The following is a 22039-nucleotide window of genomic DNA, read 5'->3' as shown; positions in this document are numbered from 1 at the left end:
TTGAAACTCCTAGCCCGAAATCTGGACGCCCGAATCGAAACCCCACATCAACAGGGTTAAGATCATGTCCTCCACGACGATGATGATGAGACTGCTGCGGATCGCTCGACCAGACGCGCGGCCGACGCCTTCTGCTCCGCCGCTGGCGTAGTAACCCTGGTAGCTGTGGATGATGACGACCGACACCACGAAAACGAGGACCTTGATGACTGAAAAAGCCAAATCCTGCGGTTTGAGGAACGCATCGAAATAGAAGTCATAGGTGCCAGCCGACTGGCCGTGTAGAAGGATGACGACCAGCTTGGCCGCGCCGAAACTGAGTATCAGCGTTACGATGTAGAGGGGGATGATGGTAGTGATCGCCGCGACTACACGCGTGCTGACGATGTACGGAATCGGCCGCACCGCCATCGACTCGAGCGCATCGATCTCTTCAGCGATACGCATCGAACCTATTTCCGCAGTGAGGCGACAGCCGGCCTGGGCTGCGAAGCCGATCGCGGCGATCATCGGTGCCAACTCTCGAGTGTTGGCGTATGACGAAATGAATCCCGTAAGAGACCCCATCCCGACCAGGTCTAGCGAGGCGTAGCCCTGGATGCCGATGGACGCCCCGACAGCCATTCCGAGAATCACAAGCACGATCGCGGTACCCCCGCCGACCAGTACAGCGCCTCGTCCCCAGGCAAACTCCTGTATGAATAAAAACGTCTGTCGTCGATAGGTGGTTGCGACGTGCCGAATTCCGGCGACGGTGTCGATGGTAAATGTTGTAATGTGCCCGAGCTGCGCGGGGACCTCAGCGAGGGGCGTCACAGCACGCACGATCGGACGAGTAACCGAAGTATAACGGGTGGATGGTACTGCGGTCACGTGTTCTCCGTCATCCGATGGTCTGCGGGACGAACATGATGGTCAGTTGGGTGATGAACACGTTGATGACGAAGCACGCCACCACCCCTAGGACCACGGTGGCGTTGACAGATGTAGCCACACCTTTAGGGCCATCTTTCGTGGACAGGCCCCGATGACACGCGATTGTCACGACCACGAGACCGAACACCACTGACTTGATCAGCGCTACAAGGATGTCCGCCGATGATGCGAACGATGCGAACGATGCGACGTAGCTCCCCGGCGTGATGCCCTGGACGTTGACGCTAAGGATGTAGCCGGCCACGAGACCGGTAAACACGATGAGCATGCATAACATCGGAGCGACGATGAGAACCGCGACGAATCGAGGTGCGACGAGTCGACGTGTCGAATTTAGTCCGAGCGTCTCCATGGCATCGATTTCTTCACGGACGGTGCGTGCGCCAAGGTCAGAGGCGATGGCCGACCCTGCCGCACCACCGAGCAGGAGCGCGGTGACGATCGGTGCCCCCTGCTGAATGATCCCGAGTCCACCGGCGGCTCCGGCGATAGATGTGGCCCCGACCTGCTGGGTTAGACTTCCGACCTGCACCGAGACGATGACGCCGAAGGGAATCGCGACCAGGATCGCTGGCAACGTCGTTACGGTGATGACGAACCACGTCTGTGTGACAAACTCCCGAAACGGAAACCGTCCGGTGACAATATCGCGCACGGCCCACCGCAGTGCCTGGCCGGCGAGGGCAATCGAATTTCCAAAGGTCACAAGACTGGCTGTCGCTCGACCAGCAATTTCTGTATAGATACCGGTCTCTCCTCTTCTGTCTGCGCAGCTCGTCGCGATAAGGTGTTCACACAGTATCAGGTACGTGCAGTACCTGATACATGGTTTCGGGAACTTCCGTCGGATTAATCAGCTGACAGGTTGGCGTGTCCCCAAGTGAACGGAGCCATCTCGATTTAGAGCCTTGTTGCCCATGAGCTGGGCGGATAGGACGATGGAAAACATGGCTGGACGGAAACGCAACTCTGCCGAGGACATCGTGCGCAAGCTGCGCAGTGCCGACGAACTGACCGCTGCGGGCAAGACGCAGGAGGAGATCGCGGCGGCGCTCGAGGTGTCGGCGGCGACGTTGTACAACTGGCGGCGTCAGTACGGCGGGATGGCCACCGATGCCGCGAAGGAACTCAAAGAGTTGCGCGAGCAGAACGGCAAGCTCAAACGGTTGCTCGCCAAGGCCGAGCTGGAGAAAGATGCACTGCGGGAGGTAGCGAAGGGAAGATTCTGAGCCCAGCCGCCAAGCGCAGCGCTGTCGACATGCTCGTGAACACCATGAGTCTGTCGAAACGACTGGGCGTGCAAAGCTGCTGGGCTTACCCGCTCCACCTACGCACGAACACCGATCGCCGAAACACCCGCGGACCCCGACGCAGCCCTGAGGGCCGCGTTGCGGACGTACGCAGGCTCGCATCCACTGCACGGCTTCCGACGCGACTGGGCGCATCTGAGGCACGACGAGGGGCTTGTCGGTGAACAAGAAGAAGGTGCACCGGCTCTGGAAGGAGGAGGGTCTGCAGGTTCGGATCTACCATCCCCGCAAACGCGCCGGCGTCAGCTAATGACCGCAGATCGAAGCCGATGCCCCGAAAGTGGTGTGGCCTACGGACTTTCAGTTCGATTCGACCGTCGATGGTAAGGCGATCAAGATCGCGTCGATGATCGATGAACACACCCGGCAGTCCCTGTTGAACATTGTGGAGCGGTCGATCACCGCACAGCGGCTTACCGACGAGCTCGACAAGACGTTCGCGCTGTGGGACGCAAGTGCTGCGGATGGACAACGGTCCGGAGTTCATTTCCCATGTGCTGCAACATTTCTGCCGCGACCGTGTCGGTATCTCCTACATCCAGCCGGGGACGCCGTGGAACAACGGACACATCGAATCCGTCAACAATCGACTACGGAGGGCCTCAACCGCAATCACTGGACGAGCTTGCTCGAAGCGAGGGTCGTGATCGAGGACTTCAAAGACCACCACAACCATCGACACCGGCACTCATCACTCGGATACCTCACGCCGTCCTGGGGGTCCCTCCCGCTTGCGGGGGCGTACGCTGCCCAATGCACCCACAACCACCAACCGGTCGAGGGCTGGGAGGTCGACTGAATCAACTACACCGTGGATCTAGAACACGGTGGCCCGACTTATCGGGGACCTGCCAAGGTCGCCTCGTCGAGCGTGTTGACAACGTCGGCGAGTTTGCAGATGAGGGTCATCCACCCCGCAGCCCAGCGGCTGGCGTCGTGATCTGATCGGCCCAAGGATTCGGACACTGGACCCGCTTGGAATAGGGATCTACCGACATGAGTCCAACAAGCATGAGCAGATCGCGTCGATCGTTCAGCACCGAGTTCAAAGACGAACTGTGCCGAGAGGTCATCGACTCTTCCAAGCCGATCAGTGAGGTCGCCAGGGCGTACGGTGTCGGCGACGACAGCTGCAGCACAGTGCGATGCGCCCCGTGTACCGCGCGCCATTGGACGACGGTGGGCATCATCTCGTGATGGCGGACAGCGAGCGTGAAGCAGACTCCAGGGACTCCGCCAGGATCAGCTCGAGTGCAGGCAGTCTGGCAGCCGACACGGCCACCGCAGCTGCGCGTGTTCGTGCATCGAGACCGCGTTGTGTTCCGGCGCGGGCAGTTTCGGTCCAGGCCTGGGCGCAGTGATCGGCGGCCGCCGCGAGGTCTGCGGTAGCGGGATCACCGGTCAGACGTGCAATTTCGGTACAGCCGTCGGCGAGAAGCCGACGAAAGAGCCCGCCTCCGGTTCCGGCCTTTTCGATGAAGACACCGAGACTGAACAGCAGCGTCTCGAGGTCATCGGGCGGAAGGTCGACCCAGCTCCTCACGTCGGTTGCCAGCTGGTCGACCGCGGCCAATCCTTCGGCACTGGCCGCTGGTACGTGGTCGGCTATTCCCGGTGTCGATGGGGAGCGCATGCTGGCGGCGGATCGGGCAAAGGCCGCAGCCGCGGCAGTCGACACGGGCGGCAGTGTCTGCGGCCATGCGATTCGGTACGTGCAGTGACGTGTCGGTTGTGGGAACGAGGTGGAAGATCGCGCCCGAGCCAGCGCGTCGAGCGGGATCTCCTGCACGTCGGCCCGATCGTTGTCGACGACCGAGGCAGTCCCCCCGATCTCGTCGTAGCCGATCACCACGATGTCGTGGCGACTCATCTGCAGTTTCACCCGTAAGTAGGGCAGCTCAGCGATATCGGCCCATACCAGACTGGGTCGTCCCGCATCGATGTCGTCGCGAACCCATGACCATCCCTCACCGGGATCGTCGGTCGTGAGAACCTCGACTTGTCCGCCGAGCCTGCGCGGCAAGTCGATCTCGAAGTCGGCGCCGCGGCCGACCAAGTACATCGGTGGGACCAGGTCGTTCGATCGCAGGTAGGACAAACCGAGATCACCACCCAGTGCGAACACCAACCCCTCGTCGGGTGGTCCGTCCCATCCCAGACCGTGCCAATGGAGAAGGTCTCGCATTGCACCTGACCCGCAGTGCCCTCCCATCCGGTGGGGATAGTTCTCGATCAGAGTCGTGTGGGTCACTGTGACTGCCTTTCGGGTGGATGGTCGAGCGCGCGTGTCGGCACACTCAGCTGTTCTGGATTCTGTCGAGATACGTTCGGCGAGCATCCATGTCCACGTCCGCGAGGAACACCGAATCTGTGTTCAGGGCCGCACCCAGTCCGGTCGCCAACCGCCGGGGGACGAATTTCACCGCCGCGACCATTGCGCCTGCGAGACGGGTGACGCGGACGAAGGGGCGTGGATTCTCGATCAGATCCGCTGTCGCGCGGGCGATCTCCTCCGGCTCGGCGTTGCGTAATCCCTTTGCGCCGGCGGTTCCGGCGACGAGTTCGGTGTTGGTGAACGTCGGCCGGACTGTGGACAGTCGAACCCCTGACTTGCGGTACTCCAGTCGTGCGGCCTCTGTGAATCCGATGACTGCGAACTTGGTAGCGCAGTAGGTCGCCAAGCCAGGTACCGCGAGCTCGCCGGCCAATGACGCAGTGTTGATGATGTGTCCGGTGCGGCGCGGCAGCATTCGCTGAAGAGCCAGTTTGGTCCCGAAGATGACACCCAGGACGTTGATCTCGACTTGCCGCCGGGTTACTGCATCGTCCTCTTCGTGGGCGTGGCCGGTAGGCATGATGCCCGCGTTGTTGATCAGGATGTCGAGGGGTCCGAGTTCACGTTCGACCAGGTCCAGAAACGTTGTGAACGAGTCAGGTTCGGTGACGTCGAGTCGGGTGACGACCTTCACCCCGAGTTCGGCGGCGGCCTCCTTCGCACGTGCCTCGTCGATGTCGCCGATGGCGACCCGGTGGCCTCGTCGAATCAACTCCTTCGCTGTCTGATAGCCGATGCCGCGAGCTCCACCGGTGATCGCCACCGTCCTGGCGGGGGTGTGAGGTGCGTTGTTCATCATGCTGCGCTCCTTGCATAGATATGCGACATCGGGATACGCCGTTCGGCCCGCTCTCGCGGTAGTAGCTGCGCACACGGAAGAGGGATATGGGTATCGCGCGGCGTCTCGGCCCTGGGGAGGCGTTCGGATCGGTCGTTGATCGCGCGCAGCCACAACCCCAGAGGAAGAGCGGGTCTCGTCTGTTCGGGTTACTTCCGGTGTCGGCCAGAACACGGCCACGCCGACGAGAGAGTCATGTGGCACAGCTCTGCCAGCAGGTATCGGCTCACCCGATTCGAGGGTGTCCGAGGTAGTCCGAGTGTTCACGACCGACGGTTGTCGCGGAGAGGGCTCCGACCGATCGGCAGTCGGCCGCGATACGGGGTTCAGGGCGTATGTTCTCACCGTTTGGGTTCATCGAGACTCCCGCGGCGGGGTTTCGATCCCCCGGAGTTTCGTACGGCCGGGTGCGGTGATCGGGTGCGGCCGGTGAAAACATCATCGAGTGGGTGAGCGCCCGTGAAGATCGTGGGGCCGTAGGCGTGCCGAAGCACCGTCAAGATCGCGTTCAAGGGTAGGTCGTCGAAGACTCCTCGCTCGCGGACATACTCCATGTGCTGAGCTCCGTCTGCGGTGAAGGCATGCATGAGAGCATCGCGATCGCCGTCGAATTCCACTGGCGGCACGCCGAAACGAGCGCACAACTCGACATTGAATGCCGGCGTGGCCTTCAACCACCGGCCCTCGATGTAGAGGCGACTGTAGCCGTGGTAGACGAACAGGTCGGTGCCGCCCATCAGCGCGCGCAACGTCTCGGTCTGCAGGTGATTTCGGACGTCGGCGAAGCCGAGCAGTGCCGGGATACCCGCCGCCCGGCACACTGCGGTCAAGAGCACCGCTTTCGGGACGCAGTAAGCGCGCCCGGTCTCGAGGACGAAGCTCGCTCGGTAGTGGGCAGGATCGTCCGACACGGTGTACGGGTCGTACCAGATCTGGTCGCGGACGGCGGCGAAGAGGCGTCTGGCCTTGTCACGGTCGCTGCTCGCATCCCCGATTGCCGCGGCGGTGAACGCCCGCACGGATTCGTGCTCGATGTCGAGGAAGTCAGTTGCTCCCAGGTACGCGTGTGGTGGCTGCGTCGTATGTGCCCCGGGCGGGCGGTCTGTCAGGGTCATCGCTGATGTTTCCTTCTGTGAGCAACCGGTTGCTGTTGTGTGCACAACGACCGAAGGATCGGTCAGTTGCGCGCGAGTCCGCCGAGCATCAGGTCGGCGCGTTGGACGGGGAGTCGCTGGGCGATCACCCGTTTGCTGTACATGAACTCGCGCGGGCGACCTATGCAGTCGGCGGCAATGAGCTCACCGGCCTGGAGATAGAAGCAACTGAAGTCACTGTCGCGGGTGGGGTCACCGCTGAGAACCACTTCGTCGTATCCGGTGTTGAGGCCGGCGATCTGCAGCTTGAAGTGATATTGATCTGACCAGAACCACGGCAACGCTTCGATTTTTCTGGACTTCCCGCAGGCGGTCGAGGCAGCGACTTTGGCCTGCTCTCCTGCGCTCGAGACGGACTCCAACCGTAGTCGACGGCCGTAACGGGCCATGTCGTGGCTCGCGCAGTCCCCCGCCGCCATGATGTCGGGGTCGTTGGTCCGAGTGTGATCGTCGATCACGATGCCGTTGTCGATGGCAAGACCCGCATCGGCGGCGAGGTCGGTGTTCGGCTCGACGCCGACACCGACGATGACCAGATCTGCGGGGATCGATTCTCCGCTGGCCAAGCTGACTTCGCGAACCTCACGGTCACCGGACAGGCCTTCGACCATGGCGTTCGTTCTGATGTCGACTTCCTGCTCGCGATGTATCCGCTCGAAGAACGTCGATACCTCGGGAGCAGTGACCCGCTCGAGGACACGCGCAGTTGCCTCGAGGACGGTGACCTGTAAGCCCAGTGCGCGCAGCGATGCCGCTGTCTCGAGTCCGATGTAGCCGCCTCCGACGATCACCACCCGCCGGCCAGGGCCGGTGGCCATACGGATCCTCTCGACGTCCGCTGCGGTACGTAGGTAGTAGACCCCGTGGAGATCGGCCCCGGGAACGGTGAGCCGACGAGGGCGGGCTCCCGTGCACAGCGCGAGCTTGTCGTAGGCCAGCTTCTCCCCGGTGTCGAGAACGACGTTGCCGTCCGATCGAGCGATGGCCTCCACCTGCGCGTTCAGGAGCTGAATACCTTGCTTGGAGTAGAAGTCCGTGCTGCGAATGGCGATGTCGTCGAGTACGCATTTGCCCGCCAGGTATGTCTTCGACAGCGGGGGGCGTTGATAGGGAGTGGCAGACTCGTTACCGATGAGGACGATCTCGCCTGTCCAACCTTCTTGGCGCAAACTAGCTGCCAGTTGTGCCCCAGCATGGCTTGCGCCGACGATGATCGCCCGTTGCGATGTCATGCGCTGGAAGTAGGCGTCAGGCGCACCATCATCTTGCTGATGCCCCGCACGAAATTCGACTGAACGTACTCGGGGTCGCCGACGACCTCGATGTTCTCGAAGCGGGGAAGCAACTCCTCCCACAGAATCCGCAGCTGCATTTCGGCCAGCCGATTGCCCATACACCGGTGTACACCGAATCCGAACGCGATGTGATTGCGCGCATTGGCACGATCGATGATGAAATCATCAGGATTCTCGAAAACGCGTTCGTCGCGGTTACCCGAGGCGTACCACATCACCAATTTGTCACCCTTGCGGATGAATTGTCCGTTCAGAACGGTGTCGGCTTTGGCGATTCGGCGCATGTACGCCAAGGGTGTTTGCCATCGGATGATTTCCGAGTTCATGTTGGGGATCAAATCGGGATTGGCCTTCAATTTCTCGAACTGGTCGGGGAATTGGTTCAACGCAAGAACGCCACCGCTCATCGAGTTTCGCGTCGTGTCGTTCCCACCGACGATCAGCAGGACGAGGTTGCCCAGAAATTCCATCGGACGATCGATCAGATCCTTGGTGTCCTCGTTGCTCTGCAACATGGTGATCAGATCGAAACCGGACTCTTCCCCTGCAGACCTCCTGGCTGCTTTGTCATGCCAGAGAGCGCTGAGGCCACGGGCCATGTCACGCATGCCCTCGAACACCTCGTCGTTGTCCGAGGGCCCACCGTTGGCTTGCTCCATCGAGGTTGCCAAATCGGACCAGTAGACGAGTGTGCGGCGTTGTTCGTAAGGGAAATCCAGAAGAGTTGCGAGCATCCGAGCTGTCAACTCGATCGAGACATTCTGCACCCAGTCGAACGGCTCGTTCAAGGGGAGGTCGTCCAGCACCTCCCGTACCCGCGATCGGATCAGTCCCTCCATCTCCCGGAGGTTTTTCGGTGCGACAACCCCCTGGACGGCAGCGCGCTGCTTGTCGTGGCGTGGCGGGTCCATCGCGATGAACATCTCGATATCGAGAAACCGGGGCGGGACGCCGATGACGATGAACGGTTCGGCCGAGAACACAGCGTGATTCTTGTCGACGGCCACGATATCGGCATGGCGCGTGACCGACCAGAACGGGCCGAACGGACTGTTGGGTTGGTAATGAACCGGTGCCTCGTTCCGCACGCGCTCGAAGTACGACTGCCACCGCCCTTGTCTGTAAAGAAAGGGGTTACTGAGGTCGATGTCGGCGAGCTCGACATCCTCGACCGGTGGAATGGGACTTTCGACGAAAATCTTCTTGCCATTCGTGCCAGTCACCCACCGTCGGGTCTTGTCGTACAGATGAGCGCCCTGGATCTGCAGCCCTATAGGGATGGTCGACTGGACCTTGTCGGTGATCGACTCAGAAACTTTCATGCTGTCGTGCCTGCCTTTCACACATCACAATTGGAATTCAGGTGTTCGAACGATCAGGCCATCCCACGCTTCCGAGGCCACCATCTGGCACGACAACCGAGACGTGGGTTCACGCTCGGGGTTCATCGCCAGCATCTCCTCCTCGTTGGCACCGGACAGACCCACCTCTCCTGACCACTGCGGGTCGACGATCACATGGCAGGTGCCACAGGCCGTTTCGCCCCCACAGTCTCCATCGATCCCCGGCACAGCATTGTCGGTTGCAATCTGCATCAACGATCGACCTTCGACCAAGCCCGCCTCGTGCTTCTCACCATCGTGGGCGACGAAAGTTACAACTGCCATGTCAACTCCTCAATTTTCTTCCGCGATTGATAACAGTGTCGCCGCAAACGTGAATGGCGGCCATGTTACGTAGAGTCAAAAACTTGTGAATTCGGGTCAGACGGTTCGCCCCAGAGATCCGACCTGAGTCCACTCCAGATGTGGAGTGCGACAACTCTGCGCTCCGCACGAAGGCATCGAGCGACTGGGCTCCTGTTTCGAAATGCGCGCTCACCAAGTACTTCTTTCACCGCGAAGCCGTCTCACCGGCGACCAGATGGCCATTTCGGATCTCGACGATAGGCAATCTCAGTCCACCCGGAGCGTCCACCGGAACAACGGGCGAGTTGGGGGCGATGGGATCGAGCCGCTGATACGGAAGCCCCTGTGCCGGACGAAGATCCAGCTCGCCCTTGTTCGGCCACAGTGCGGCGGACCGCTCGGCCTGCGCACTGATGGTCAGCGACGGATTGACCCCGAGGTTTGCCGACACGGCCGCCCCGTCCACCACGCTCAGCGTCGGGTAGCCGTGGACGCGGTGGTACGGATCGATGACGCCGTGCGCCGAATCCGAGGCGATGGCGCAGCCGCCGAGGAAGTGGGCGGTGAGCGGAATGTTGAACAGCTCTCCCCAGGTACCGGCCGCGAGGCCGCCGATCTTCTTGGCGATCCGCCGGGTGGCGTCGTTGCCTTCGGGGATCCACGTCGGATTCGGCTCCCCGTGGCCCTGCCTGCTGGAGATCGTGCGGCCGAACGGCCCACGCTTGGTGAACGTGGTGATCGAGTTGTCCAGGTTCTGCATCACCAGCGCGATGATGGTGCGCTCGCTCCAGTGCCGGACGTTGACGACGCGGACGAACTGAATCGGATGCGCGATCATCGCGAACACGAATTTGAGCCAACGCGGAATCTTTCCTCCGCCGTCGGTCATCAGGGTCTGCAGCATGCCCATCGCGTTCGAACCCTTGCCGTAGCGGCACGGCTCGATGTGCGTGTTGGGGCTGGGGTGGAACGAGGACGTGATGGCAACGCCACGCGTGAGATTCATCGACGGGTCCACCTCGTATTTGGCCGCTCCGACGATCGACTCGGAGTTGGTACGCGTCAGTTCGCCGAGTGTGTCCGACAGCTTGGGCAGCGCGCCGGTGTCTTTCATCTTGTGCAGCAGGTTCTGAGTGCCCCAGGTACCGGCTGCCAGAACGACATTGGCCGCGCTGTAGGTCTTCTTGCCCTTGCGGAGCCGAGCGCCGGTGCGCTCGGTGTCGACATCCCAGGTGCCGTCGGATCGGGGGCGCAGGCCGGACACCGTCGTCATCGGCACGATCTCGGCTCCTGCGCGCTCGGCGAGACCGAGGTAGTTCTTGAGCAGGGTGTTCTTGGCTCCGTGGCGGCAACCGGTCATGCACTCACCACATTCGATGCAACCGGTGCGCTCGGGGCCTGCGCCGCCGAAGTACGGGTCCGGGACGGTCTTGCCGGGCTCGTCACCGAAAAACACGCCCACCGGTGTCTGAATGAAAGTGTCGGCGACGCCCATGTCCTCGGCGACCGACTTCATCACCTCGTCGGCAGGGGTCATGTGCGGATTGCGCACCACGCCCAGCATGCGGGTGGCCTGGTCGTAGAACGGCGAGAGCTCACTGCTCCAGTCGGTGATGTGCGCCCACTGCTTGTCCTCGAAGAACGGTGTCTGCGGCTTGTAGAGGGTGTTCGCGTAGTTCAGCGATCCACCGCCCACTCCGGCACCGGCGAGGATGAGGCAATCGCGCAGCAGGTGTACGCGCTGGATGCCGTACAGACCGAGTTTCGGTGCCCACAGGAAACGCTTGAGATCCCAACTGTTCTTCGCGAAGTCCTTGTCCTCGAAGCGTTGCCCGGCTTCCAGGATCCCGACGCGGTACCCCTTCTCCACCAGCCTCAGCGCGGTGACACTTCCGCCGAAGCCCGAACCGACGATCAGAACGTCGTAATCGATTGAACTGCTCGGTGGCGTCGCCATGGCGTCTCCTTCTGGTTCTTCAAACCGGATAACTGCTCCTCGCCCCAGGGGCCTGGACCCCAGCGCAAGAGTGCGCCCCCTCGACGGTGAGACCAAAGCCGACCGCCTGCCTACCCGGGCACACTACTATACAGACGATGACTTTTTGTCCAATTAATTGACAGATGCAGCCTGCGTGTACAGATACTAGTGATGCAGCTCATCAACCACAAGCCGCTGACGCTTCCGTCACCGGCGAGCCGAACCGAAAGGAGCCGGTGCGTCAGAAGCCAGCAAGGAGGGCTCTGACGAGAAGCCGAGGTGCACAGGCGGCGGGGCAAGCCCCGAGATCGACAAGCTAGATCCGCAGCGATCGTCACCGAAATGGCGTGCCGCTCCAGAATTGAACTACCAGGGTAGGTATGACACTAAAATGATATCGACTCATTTGATGGAAACACTTGTGGACGAGATGGAGGACAGGAAGGCAGAGTTGACCGAGAATATCTCTTCATTCATAAGTGCATCAATCCATGAAATGAACGGCAATGCAGACGCAACCGGACTTCTACACACCAGTGTGAAAGCCAACATCAATGCGGCTATCGACTTCCTGGCCGACAGGACTGAGCACGACAACTTGCGAGCTCCGCATGCCGCCCTGTGCCATGCTCGCGTTCTCGCACACACGCATGTCCCGCTGACGGCGCTCGCCCGCGCTTATCACCTGGGCCAATCGAGATTTCTTGAGCATGTCCTGTTCTCGCTCTCGCGAGCTACGCACACGTTGGCCGCGAATCAACTTGCGCATCTGGTCAGCAGGTCTGCCGTCTTCATAGACCGCGTGTGTCAGGACGCATGTTCAGAATACGAAGCGGAGAAATCGAAGATACGTGAAGAAAATAGTTCTGTAAACACGGAACTCGAACGCGCAATGTCGCCATCATGCACAGATCCTTTGGACGCATACAAAATCGATTCATATTACAATCTCACAGGAAACCCTATTGCCATTGAGTTTTGGACGAATGACCGGGAACCATTCCCGAGCAAGTCCTGGCACCAGCTCGTAGATACCGTTAACGTCAGACTCGGTACGATCGGTCGACCGCAAGTCAACAGTAAAGGCGATGCCCGATCCCTGGTTTGGTTTCCGATAATTCACGCCGGAAGGATTTGCCTTGAAAGCGTTACAGACGTTCTTCAGAAGTACGGCCGAATTCGAGCAGCAATTGGAACCGTGCAGAGTGGTGAAAATGGTTTTCGGAAGACAGCCAGGCAGGCAGAGCGCGCGGCCCGCGTGGTTTCGGACGGCAAGGTCGATATCAGTCCGGTGGTAACTTTCGAGGAAGTTGCAGCCATCACTCTTCTGCTCGAAGATCCGGAAAGCCTAAGGGCTCTAGCGGAAGACTCACTCGGAGGCTTGCTTCTGGACAGTGCGCGGAACCGCTGGCTCCGCGAGACCTTGCGAGTCTACCTGGCAAACAACTGTAGCGTTACCGCGACCGCTCACGACATGACGATCCATCGCAACACGGTCAAATACCGCATCCGACAAGCAGCGAAAGAGTGCGGTTGCAAGCTGGACGATGCCGGCATCCTCATGAACCTCAGGATTGCGCTGGATGCCGCGTGGTGGACACCCAGCACAGTACTCAAATTACCCATACCGCTCGGCTCAGTAGACGCACGGTTGACGGTTTGAGCAGGGTGGCTGCGACCCGGCTCAAACCTTCCAGGTTTCCAGCGCCACGTTCGTCAGACTCCATTGCCATGCTGATTCACGATTGTTGCTATCAGAATATCGAATGCCGCATTCGGTGAAAGCGACTTGATTCGGTCATTGATATCCATTTCTTTGCCCTCGATTCCTTCACTTGTCGCAATGTTCGCCGCATTTGATTCGACAGATCCTTCGGACGTCTCCAAGATTCGACCGGCCCACACTCCGGCTGGCGAAGGATCAGTAGCAAGATACTGCTCGCAGTCGGTCAGTATATGACATTTCATGCAAGAGTCCGCTGCAGTTTTATGACGCGCAGCTCGCTGAGCAACCGTCTCGTAGGGTGGATCGGATTCGTAGTCCCACAGTTCGGGCTCCCCCTGGCAGGGTGTGACCAGCACCCGACCACGAACTGCGAGACGGTCCAATGCTCGATTCAAGGTTGATTCCTTTAAATACGGGAGCGAACTCGATACGACCTAGTTGTACGATAGCCATTCCTCATGTGTCAAAGAGGGAAGGATGAGTTGTGCATAAAGAACAAGGACTCCTTGCGACTTTGGCCAACTTGGACATATCACAGAACGGTGCCGATCCAGTACGATCGACACCACGACGACGGCTTCTTCAGGCCTCCATGAATGCAGTGGAAATCGAGGTATCGTGCTGGATTTTGTATTCTTCACATTGACACCGCTCCTACTGTTAATGTTGGCACCCGCGTGGATTCCGTTGACTTACCATGGGTGCGCGAGTCTGATCGAACGCCGAAATATTCGCGACGTGAAAACCAGCCAGATGTAGGTCGAGCTACGCAGACGAGGGGTGTGCGTAGCCGACCTCTGCAATGGAGAGCTTTTCTGACGCCACACGCCGGCAGTTGTGCCGAGTTGCATGCTCTGCGTTCGCTGCACGCCGCTCGGGAAACCTACCGAAAGAACAGATGAGTTCTTCGTAGGTGTTCGGCTCACCGCTGCGCCTGGTTCGTTCGCCCGCCGATAACGCCACTGGTCGCATCGCTGGCAGCATCGACGCGCTGGCGACAGCGACATCATCCCCCACCACCAATGTCCGAACGCGCCTAGACTTCTATTCATGAGTTCCGTCCACACTGCGCGGAGATATTGTCAAGACCTGTGGATGAGGGTGTTTCAGGCGACCTCCGTTTCGCTTGATTCGTCGGGCTCAGCGGGTGAGATGTCGATGGGTCGTTCGAGCAGCTTGCCTTTGTGGAACACCGCGCCGGCACGGACCAGCGCGACCAGATGGGGGGCGTTGACCGCCCGCCAGCGGGCTTGTGCGGCGTCGATCAGCTTGTAGGCCATGGCAATCCCCGCTGCGCGTGACCCAGGGCCCTTGGTGACCTTGGTTCGCAACCGCACGGTCGCAAACGTCGATTCGATCGGATTCGTAGTGCGCAAGTGGATCCAGTGCTCGGCCGGGTACCGGTAGAACTCCAGGAGCACGTCGGCGTCGTCGACGATCTTGGCGACCGCCTTGGGGTACTTCGCGCCGTAATCTACCTCGAAGGCCTTGATCGCGACCTGGGCCTTGTCGATGTCCTCGGCGTTGTAGATTTCCCGCATCGCCGCGGTCGCACCTGGATGAGCCGACTTGGGCAGCGCAGCAAGCACATTGGCCTGCTTGTGAAACCAGCAGCGCTGTTCACGGGTATCCGGAAACACCTCCCGCAGTGCCTTCCAGAACCCCAGCGCCCCATCACCGACGGCCAGCACCGGGGCGGTCATCCCGCGGCGTCGGCATGAGCGCAGCAGATCAGCCCACGACTCTGTGGACTCCCGGAACCCATCGGTGAGCGCGACGAGCTCCTTGCGGCCGTCGGCGCGGACGCCGATCATCACGAGCAAGCACAGCTTCTCCTGCTCCAGGCGGACCTTGAGATGGATGCCGTCGACCCATAGGTACACGAAATCGGTGCCCGAGAGATCCCGGTCGGCGAAGGCCTTCGCCTCGTCCTGCCATTGCGCGGTCAGCCGGGTGATCGTCGAGGCCGACAGCCCGGCACCAGTGCCGAGGAACTGCTCCAACGCCGCACCGAAGTCGCCGCTGGACAGCCCGTGCAGGTACAGCAGCGGCAACACCTCGGTCATCTGCGGGGACTTGCGTGACCACGCCGGCAGGATCGCCGAGGAAAACCGTTGCCGTTCACCGGTCTCGGCGTCGACACGGCGGTCGTTGACCCGCGGTGCGGTCACCGTCACCGCCCCCGCCGCGGTGAGCACGTCACGCTCGTGGTGATAGCCGTTGCGGACCACCAGCCGCCGGCCGTGCTCATCGAGATGCTCGGCGAACTGCTCGATGTATGCGGCGACTTCGGCGGCCAACGCCGCCGCGAGCATCTGCCGGGCACCGTCGCGAACGATCTCGTCAAGCAACGACCGACCAACACCGCTGTCGTCGTTGGAGGATTGCTGATCCTGAACTACCGTGAGCATGGGCGTACCTTCCCGAACCAGCGCGCCAACGCCGGTCCTGATCAGAGCTGATGGAATTTCAGATCATTCCCGGGAAGGTGCGCCCACTCACGCCGCCTCGCCGAGAACCATCCACAGGTTCTGATCATTGCTCACTGCGCGCCCTGATGGTGGCTACCGGACAGCGGCAAGCACTCTCCTTCGTGCGACCGCGTTAGACGCATTGAGCGCTCTCCTGCTGCGGCAGAGCTGGAAGTCCGTGACCATGTCCGAGGTCGCGAAGGAAGCCGGTTTGTCTCGACAGACCATCTATAACGAGTTCGGGTCCCGGCGCGGTGTGGCGGAGAGCTACGCGATACGACTGACCGATCAGCTGGTCAGTGTGGTGGACGATGGACTCTACACTTGCGTTGGTGATATCAGATTGGCGCTCGGCCGAGGTTTGGCTGCGTTTTTCGCCGTCTCCGAACGTGACCCATTGGTCAGATCGCTACGAGAAGAAGACGCATCCGCAGACCTCCTGCGGCTCATTACTGTTCACAGCACCCAGCTTGTCGAGCGAGCCGCAGATCACCTCTCTGCCACATTTCAGCGATGCTGGGTGCAAGCCCCGAAACGCCAAGCCGATATCCTGAGCACGTCCATCGTTCAGATGGCCTTGGCGTATGTCTCACGGCCCCCGACTGACGCAGCCCAGACCGCCACCGATATCGCAGACCTACTCGCTCCGTACATCGAGGGGTTCCAAGATTTTCAAGCCAATCCAGAGTTGAGCAAGACGACTCGATTCGGTCGACCGTAGCGACAGCGGTGTAGCGCCGCTAGCGTCGGTGTCACGCAATATTCCCATTCTCAAGAGAAACGAACTTCCGGACAAGAATCCGTCCAGCTTGCCACCACCTCAGTTCCTGGCGTGATCGACGAAAGTGTCGTCGCAAACGTGGGTGACGGCTATGTTCGGTGGAGTCATAAACTTGTGAATTCGGGTCAAAGGAATCACCGTGAAGCTGAGCGATGAGGGTTTGCCACCGCTTGCGTTCGTGCAGCTGCTCGAACGCCGCGCACTCGACCCTGGCGCCGCCGCGCGCCTTCGCGCGATCATGCACCGCGAAGGAACCAGTGAAGCGACGCTCATTCAGCATGACGTCCAGGCACCGATACGGTGGTTTCGGGAGGTCTATCCCGAACTCGATATCGCCCAGGCCACTCGACTCGGATTTGCGTTTGCCGAGCAGGCCCAGTTGACATCGTTCGGGCCCCTGAGTTCACCTTTGATCAGCGCTGGTTCGGTCGCCGAGATCGTCGATCTCCTAACATACCTGCCATTGATCTCCACGGCGTTGAAATCGCAGTTCCACACTGGCGACTACGGTCTGATCGTCGGGCTCACTGCGCACACAGGCGATTCCGCACTGGACTGCTTGGTCATCACCTACGGTGGGTCGGCGTTATTACGACTGCTGGACATGCTCGCCGGTGACATATCGCCGGTGACACTCCATCTGAGCTGGCCGGAGCCGACCGAGGTGAGCCACGACAAAGGTCCGGGGGCGAATCGCCGGTTCTTCGACGCTCCGATTTCCTTCGTCCACGTACCCGAGGACACACTAAACAAGGCTTGTCGGTTCTCGGACCCTCTCGCATATCGACTCGCTATCGCTGATCTGCAGCGAACACTCGCCCATCGGAGTGGGTCCATGCCATCCGCCGAGAAGGTGAGGCAACTGTTGGAAAAGGACCTCGGACAGCGAACCAACCATGATGTTGCACAAGCTTTGTCGATGTCCAGCAGCACGTTGAAGCGGCGGCTTGCCGAAGAAGGGACCACTTATAGCAAGTTGCGCCAATCGCTGCTGTACGAACGCGCGATGCTACGGCTCCTCGACCGCTCGGTTTCGGTCAGCGAGATCGCTTCTGAACTCGGATACAGCGACCTCGCCAACTTCTCTCATGCCTTCAAACGCTGGACCGGGCGCTCTCCGAAAGACTTCCGAAACCCACGACTCTCGGACGACCCGGATTCGACGTAGACCACACAGACGGGGTCAGATCGATGCCTCCGTTCGCGGCCTGGTCGATCTTCATCGCGGAGATTTCGGAGACGTCACCGCCACCCTGCCGTGAGAAGAAGAGTTTGTGCAAACCCGAGTACGAACCACTTGTCACTCGACGGTGTCGGCCGGTACGCGTGTGGTCTCCGATTCGAGAAAGTCGACGAGTGCTTCCAACAGGCTGTCCGCGCGCGTTTCGACATCGGCCAGAACGGAGTCCACGTCGTCGAGAAGACCGTGGGCGTGTCTACGCGCAAGCGTTCCGCGTTCGCAGTAGCCGGGGTCGAGTAGGACCCGCGGTACTGGATCCGGTGCCGCGATCTGCTCCGGCTGTTGTGACCGCGCAGTGGGCTGCAGGTGGGTGGGTGCCCGTCCGTCCAGGTGCATTCGCACGATGCCCGCGACCGCACGGGCGGTCAGCGGGGTCGCAGCCAACGGGGTGTGGCCCCACCGGTCGATAGGAGTCGACAGCGGCTGTTTCCCGGCCGGGTCGAAATACCGGTCGTATCCGCCGAGCCCGGCGCCGCCGTCCACGGCATCGAGAGCGTCGGCGATCATTCGAGTGCTCGGATACCGGGTCCGATGGCCGAGCACCTCACACCAGCGCTGGTACACCATCCGCGGCGAGATGCCCGTCCCCGCCAGCGCGAGGGAGGTGAGGGTATGAACGCCGCGGCCTGTCTCGACGCGAAGGGCGTCGAGACCCGCATCGGCGGTGACATCGCACGCCCGCAGGGCCGCGATGTGCGTGTACGGCAGACCTGTCGTAGCGAGCGTGAGGATCAGTGCGTCTCTGCGTGCGAACAACGCTGACGGCCAACCGTATTCGGGAAGCCGCGCGATGATTCCGCCGATCACGGCTGCCACCTCTTGCAGGCGCGACGTGCGGGCACCATCCAGCGCAGCCCGGACGGTCTCAGCGCGCCCGGGAGGAGGTAATAGATGCCGATGATGAGCGGTGTCGATCACCGCGATCCGACGGCGTTGGGTCGTCGGCGCGGCGGGGTGCGCGTGAAGGAACCGAGCAAGTGACTCCGGAGAGGCCGCCAGTGAGGGTTCGCCATGGGCGGTGCACCAGTCCTCGAACAGTGACCACGTGTGCCGATCCCGCCTCGGTATCGACGTGTTCGTGATGTCCGCTGGTCGTATCGGACAAGGGCGGTCGTCGTGGTCAGCATCTGCCCCGGTCGTCCCGTCGCCGGTCACGGGCTCGGTCGGGTGCCTGGTCATAGGCCGAGCTCGGTAACGGCGTTGCCGACCAGTGGCGCATTCTCGTGAGCGTATGTTTCGACCATTGCGGGTTGTGGTGTACCCGGTTTGGTGCATGATGGCGCGTACGTCTGCACCGTTACGGAAGGCTTGGGTGACGAATCCGGCACGCAGTGAAGCCCGCCCAGTTGGGCGACGGTGGCGGTATCGTAGCCAGCGCGACGCCGGATTGCCGCATGTACCGTAGCCCCGGACAGGGCTGTGTCGGAGAGATTTTCTCGTATGGCAAATAGGTCTCGCCCGCAAATAAGTCTCGACCTTCGAACTCGTTCCGTGAACCAGCATCAGCAGGAGCGCACGAGCAGGCGGGTCGAACCTCGTGTGCCAGCGCTCCGTCCAGTAAGCCGACGGCAGGGTGGAGTGGCCTTCGTGCGATTTCATTCTCCAAGACCGTGTCAGGGCACGGTCGGGCGTACGGCCACACCTCGCCGACACGTCTCGAGGCCGCGCAAGTATCCTCTTTCAACACCCGGGACCGTGTAGTAAGTAGGCCCGTGATCCATCAAATTCGCCCGAATCTGGTTCATCGCGCGGGCACGCGGTGCTAGCGCCGCCGTACGCACGGGAAGGATACCACGAAATGACGTACGGACCCTTGTCCCGGTGAATCCCGTCGATTGACGATGCCAACCCGCCGAAGACATAAGGATGCACAGACCGAATGACTTTTTGCCCTGCTCACAAAGGCCTCGTGGGGCCGAACCTAGTGGCACTGATAGACCGCTAGCACGCCCCACGCTAAGGACAACCACCTCGGACGAAACCCCACCAGCACACCCCAAAGGATCGGTCGAGGCGAATTCTGCCGTGATGCCGGGTGGCGCGCTCGGGCCAAAGGTGGCGCTCAAGGACCGCGCGGTGATGTACACCACACCGGCACAGTAGACGTGTCGGAGGTTACTGATGAATGGAGAATATGGATGAAAACTAAGGCTGCGGTCCTGTGGGGACTCGGCGAGAAATGGCAGGTCGATGAACTCGATCTCGACGATCCCAAGCCAGGCGAGGTGATGGTCAAGCTCACAGCCAGCGGCTTATGCCACTCAGACGAGCATCTGGTCACGGGCGATATTCCGATTCCCTTCCCCGTCGTCGGCGGTCATGAGGGCGCAGGGATTATCCACAAGGTGGGAGCCGGCGTCACCGAAGTCGAAGAGGGCGATCCCGTCGTCCTTTCCTTCCTGCCAGCTTGCGGACGATGCAGCTACTGCGCCCGAGGCATGACGAACTTGTGCGACATGGGCGCCTCCATCGTTCTGGGGCCACAGCTTGACGGCACTTACCGATTCCACGGACGCGGTGAAGACATCGGGCAGATGTGTGTGCTCGGCACATTCAGCGAGTACACCGTGGTCCCCGTGGCCAGCGTCGTGAAGATCGATCAAGGCTTCCCCCTCGACCGCGCTGCCTTAGTCGGCTGTGGCGTGACGACGGGCTTCGGTTCAGCGGTTCGCACTGGCGAGCTGCGCGCAGGCGACACCGCGGTGGTCATCGGAGTGGGGGGGATCGGCAGTAACGCAGTGCAGGGCGCGCGGATTGCCGGTTGCCGCTACGTGATTGCTATCGATCCGGTCGCATTCAAACGTGAGAAGGCACTTGAGTTCGGTGCAACGCATGCCTTCGCCACCGTTGACGAGGCATGGCCGGTGGTCGCGGACCTCACCCGCGGGCAACTGGCAGATGCATGCATCATCACCACTGGTGTAGCCGAAGGTTCCTACATTCTCCCTGCCCTTTCGTTGGTCGGAAAGCGTGGCCGAGTGGTCGTCACTGCCATTGGCCATCCGGACGAAGAATCGTTTTCCGGGTCACTATTCGAACTCACCCTGTACGAGAAGTCGATCAAGGGATCCCTCTTCGGCTCGTCCAACCCCCAGATGGATATTCCTCGCCTCCTTGAGCTCTACAACCTTGGTCAACTCAAACTCGACGAGCTCATTACCAAGGAGTATGCACTCGAGGACATCAATGAGGGCTACGAAGACATGCGTCAAGGACACAACATCCGCGGGCTAATCCGCTTCTAAACCCTGGGCTGACAGAGAGATCAGAAGAATGGCTAGCACGGAATATTCAGTCGATGTCGACCTGCTCATTGTAGGCGCCGGTCCGGTAGGTCTGTACGGCGCCTACTACGCAGGCTTCCGCGGACTGTCGGTCGCCGTCATCGACGCACTACCCAACCCGGGTGGACAGATCACGGCGATGTACCCGGAGAAGCTGATCTTCGACATCGCCGGATTCCCATCAGTAAAGGGACAAAAGCTGATCGACGGACTTCTTCAGCAGGGCGCACCGTTTCAATCGACATATCTGTTGGGGCAGCAGGCGGTTAGTCTCGACCCAGTTGGAGACCGGTGGAAGATTGCAACCAGTACAGGCTTGCAGATTCTGGCTTCGGCTGTTGTCATTACCGCCGGGGTGGGGTCCGTGTCGCCTCGACCTCTGCCCTGCGGCGAAGAGTTTGTGGGCAAGGGTGTGCAATATTTCGTCCCCCGGCTCGACGTGCTTGAAGGGCAAGACGTGCTCGTGGTCGGGGGCGGCGACTCAGCGGTTGACTGGGCGCTGGCTTCTGTTGAGCGTGCCCGATCGACAACCCTGGTGCATCGCCGCAAGCAATTCCGCGCCCACGCACACAGCGTCAAACTGTTGCAGGAATCGTCATGCCGCCAGCTCGTCGATGCCGAAATCATCTCACTGAACGGAAATGGCAGCGTCGACTCCGCCATCGTCAACGTCAAAGCCTCTACCGAGCCGGTCACGGTTCCCTGCACGCTGGTCGTCGCGGCCCTCGGATTCACGATGCAACTCGGTCCGCTCGCGAACTGGGGACTCGAACTTGAGAATCGGTCGATCCTGGTCGATACCACAATGAGGACCAATCGAAACCGCGTCTTTGCTGCCGGTGATATCGCCACATATCCAGGAAAAGTGAAACTTATCGCGGTCGGTTTCGGGGAGGTCGCCTCTGCGGTGAACAACGCCGCGGCCATCCTTCAGCCCGAAGTCGGTCTTGCACCCGGACATTCCAGCGACAATGCGCCGGTATTCGCAGCCATCAGCTAGAAA

General features: G+C 60.8%; 17 protein-coding genes and 3 pseudogenes. 7 read left to right on the top strand and 13 right to left on the bottom strand.

Going from position 1 to position 22039, the window contains the following annotated elements; translation table 11 throughout:
• Positions 1–9 precede the first annotated feature (9 nt).
• Both ACSW29_RS30445 and ACSW29_RS30440 read right to left on the bottom strand, forming a co-directional pair.
• Complete coding sequence (locus tag ACSW29_RS30445; RefSeq protein WP_054827575.1) at positions 10–873, bottom strand: ABC transporter permease; 864 nt, start codon at positions 871–873, stop codon at positions 10–12.
• Between the two features lie 10 nt (positions 874–883).
• Positions 884–1642 carry an MlaE family ABC transporter permease gene (locus tag ACSW29_RS30440; protein WP_181881569.1) on the bottom strand — a complete coding sequence of 253 codons (759 nt, stop codon included), beginning with the start codon at positions 1640–1642 and terminating at the stop codon, positions 884–886.
• Positions 1643–1883: 241 nt separating this feature from the next.
• Between ACSW29_RS30440 and ACSW29_RS30435 the strand changes: the two are divergent.
• Positions 1884–3045 (top strand): annotated as a pseudogene (locus ACSW29_RS30435) (IS3 family transposase).
• Between the two features lie 212 nt (positions 3046–3257).
• Positions 3258–3377: pseudogene (locus tag ACSW29_RS30430) on the top strand (transposase); the annotation flags it as partial.
• Between the two features lie 55 nt (positions 3378–3432).
• Here the strand turns inward: ACSW29_RS30430 and ACSW29_RS30425 are convergent.
• The 7 genes from ACSW29_RS30425 to ACSW29_RS30395 form a co-directional block, all read right to left on the bottom strand.
• Positions 3433–4497 (bottom strand): BtrH N-terminal domain-containing protein, encoded by a 1065-nt coding sequence (locus tag ACSW29_RS30425; protein ID WP_054827593.1) that lies wholly within the window; start codon positions 4495–4497, stop codon positions 3433–3435.
• A gap of 46 nt (positions 4498–4543) precedes the next feature.
• Positions 4544–5380 (bottom strand): SDR family oxidoreductase, encoded by an 837-nt coding sequence (locus ACSW29_RS30420; protein ID WP_054827573.1) that lies wholly within the window; start codon positions 5378–5380, stop codon positions 4544–4546.
• 380 nt (positions 5381–5760) lie between these two features.
• Positions 5761–6534, bottom strand: a complete 774-nt coding sequence (locus ACSW29_RS30415) for a transglutaminase-like domain-containing protein (protein WP_448278976.1) — start codon at positions 6532–6534, stop codon at positions 5761–5763.
• Positions 6535–6596: 62 nt separating this feature from the next.
• A complete protein-coding gene (locus ACSW29_RS30410) occupies positions 6597–7805 on the bottom strand; it encodes an NAD(P)/FAD-dependent oxidoreductase (RefSeq protein WP_448278975.1) in 1209 nt (402 codons plus the stop codon).
• Positions 7802–9190 carry a cytochrome P450 gene (locus ACSW29_RS30405; RefSeq protein ID WP_042926022.1) on the bottom strand — a complete coding sequence of 463 codons (1389 nt, stop codon included), beginning with the start codon at positions 9188–9190 and terminating at the stop codon, positions 7802–7804. Before ACSW29_RS30405 ends, ACSW29_RS30410 begins: the two co-directional genes overlap by 4 nt.
• Positions 9191–9214: 24 nt before the next feature.
• The gene (locus ACSW29_RS30400) at positions 9215–9535 is read right to left on the bottom strand and encodes a 2Fe-2S iron-sulfur cluster-binding protein (RefSeq protein ID WP_042926005.1); all 321 of its coding nucleotides are present in this window, start codon (positions 9533–9535) and stop codon (positions 9215–9217) included.
• A gap of 226 nt (positions 9536–9761) precedes the next feature.
• On the bottom strand, positions 9762–11513 hold the full coding sequence (locus ACSW29_RS30395) for an FAD-dependent oxidoreductase (protein ID WP_042926008.1): 1752 nt from the start codon (positions 11511–11513) through the stop codon (positions 9762–9764).
• Positions 11514–11943: 430 nt separating this feature from the next.
• On the opposite strand from ACSW29_RS30395, the gene ACSW29_RS30390 reads away from it, so the two are divergent.
• On the top strand, positions 11944–13197 hold the full coding sequence (locus ACSW29_RS30390; RefSeq protein ID WP_042926010.1) for a PucR family transcriptional regulator: 1254 nt from the start codon (positions 11944–11946) through the stop codon (positions 13195–13197).
• A gap of 53 nt (positions 13198–13250) precedes the next feature.
• Here ACSW29_RS30390 and ACSW29_RS30385 read toward each other — a convergent pair whose 3' ends face one another.
• Entirely contained in the window at positions 13251–13655 is a 405-nt protein-coding gene (locus tag ACSW29_RS30385; protein WP_128638070.1) for a hypothetical protein, read from the bottom strand.
• A 711-nt stretch (positions 13656–14366) separates the two neighbouring features.
• Positions 14367–15671 carry an IS256-like element ISRer3 family transposase gene (locus ACSW29_RS30380; RefSeq protein WP_042927240.1) on the bottom strand — a complete coding sequence of 435 codons (1305 nt, stop codon included), beginning with the start codon at positions 15669–15671 and terminating at the stop codon, positions 14367–14369.
• 202 nt (positions 15672–15873) lie between these two features.
• Here ACSW29_RS30380 and ACSW29_RS30375 point away from each other — a divergent pair, with 202 nt between their 5' ends.
• Both ACSW29_RS30375 and ACSW29_RS30370 read left to right on the top strand, forming a co-directional pair.
• Positions 15874–16452 (top strand): TetR family transcriptional regulator, encoded by a 579-nt coding sequence (locus ACSW29_RS30375; protein WP_080733443.1) that lies wholly within the window; start codon positions 15874–15876, stop codon positions 16450–16452.
• Between the two features lie 199 nt (positions 16453–16651).
• Positions 16652–17680 carry a helix-turn-helix domain-containing protein gene (locus ACSW29_RS30370; RefSeq protein WP_051649474.1) on the top strand — a complete coding sequence of 343 codons (1029 nt, stop codon included), beginning with the start codon at positions 16652–16654 and terminating at the stop codon, positions 17678–17680.
• A gap of 132 nt (positions 17681–17812) precedes the next feature.
• On the opposite strand, the gene ACSW29_RS30365 is transcribed toward ACSW29_RS30370, so the two are convergent.
• Positions 17813–18559, bottom strand: coding sequence for a recombinase (locus ACSW29_RS30365; protein WP_448278974.1), 747 nt, complete (start codon positions 18557–18559; stop codon positions 17813–17815).
• 368 nt (positions 18560–18927) lie between these two features.
• Positions 18928–19203: pseudogene (locus ACSW29_RS30360) on the bottom strand (tyrosine-type recombinase/integrase); the annotation flags it as partial.
• 687 nt (positions 19204–19890) lie between these two features.
• Here ACSW29_RS30360 and ACSW29_RS30355 point away from each other — a divergent pair.
• On the top strand, positions 19891–20997 hold the full coding sequence (locus ACSW29_RS30355; protein ID WP_042920077.1) for an NDMA-dependent alcohol dehydrogenase: 1107 nt from the start codon (positions 19891–19893) through the stop codon (positions 20995–20997).
• Positions 20998–21025: 28 nt separating this feature from the next.
• Positions 21026–22036 (top strand): NAD(P)/FAD-dependent oxidoreductase, encoded by a 1011-nt coding sequence (locus tag ACSW29_RS30350; RefSeq protein WP_042920079.1) that lies wholly within the window; start codon positions 21026–21028, stop codon positions 22034–22036.
• Positions 22037–22039: the final 3 nt, after the last annotated feature.

The sequence above is a fragment of the Rhodococcus sp. GB-02 genome, from assembly GCF_053470465.1.
The sequence above is the reverse complement of the archived record's forward strand: the minus strand, read 5'-3'. Positions and strand labels throughout refer to the sequence as shown.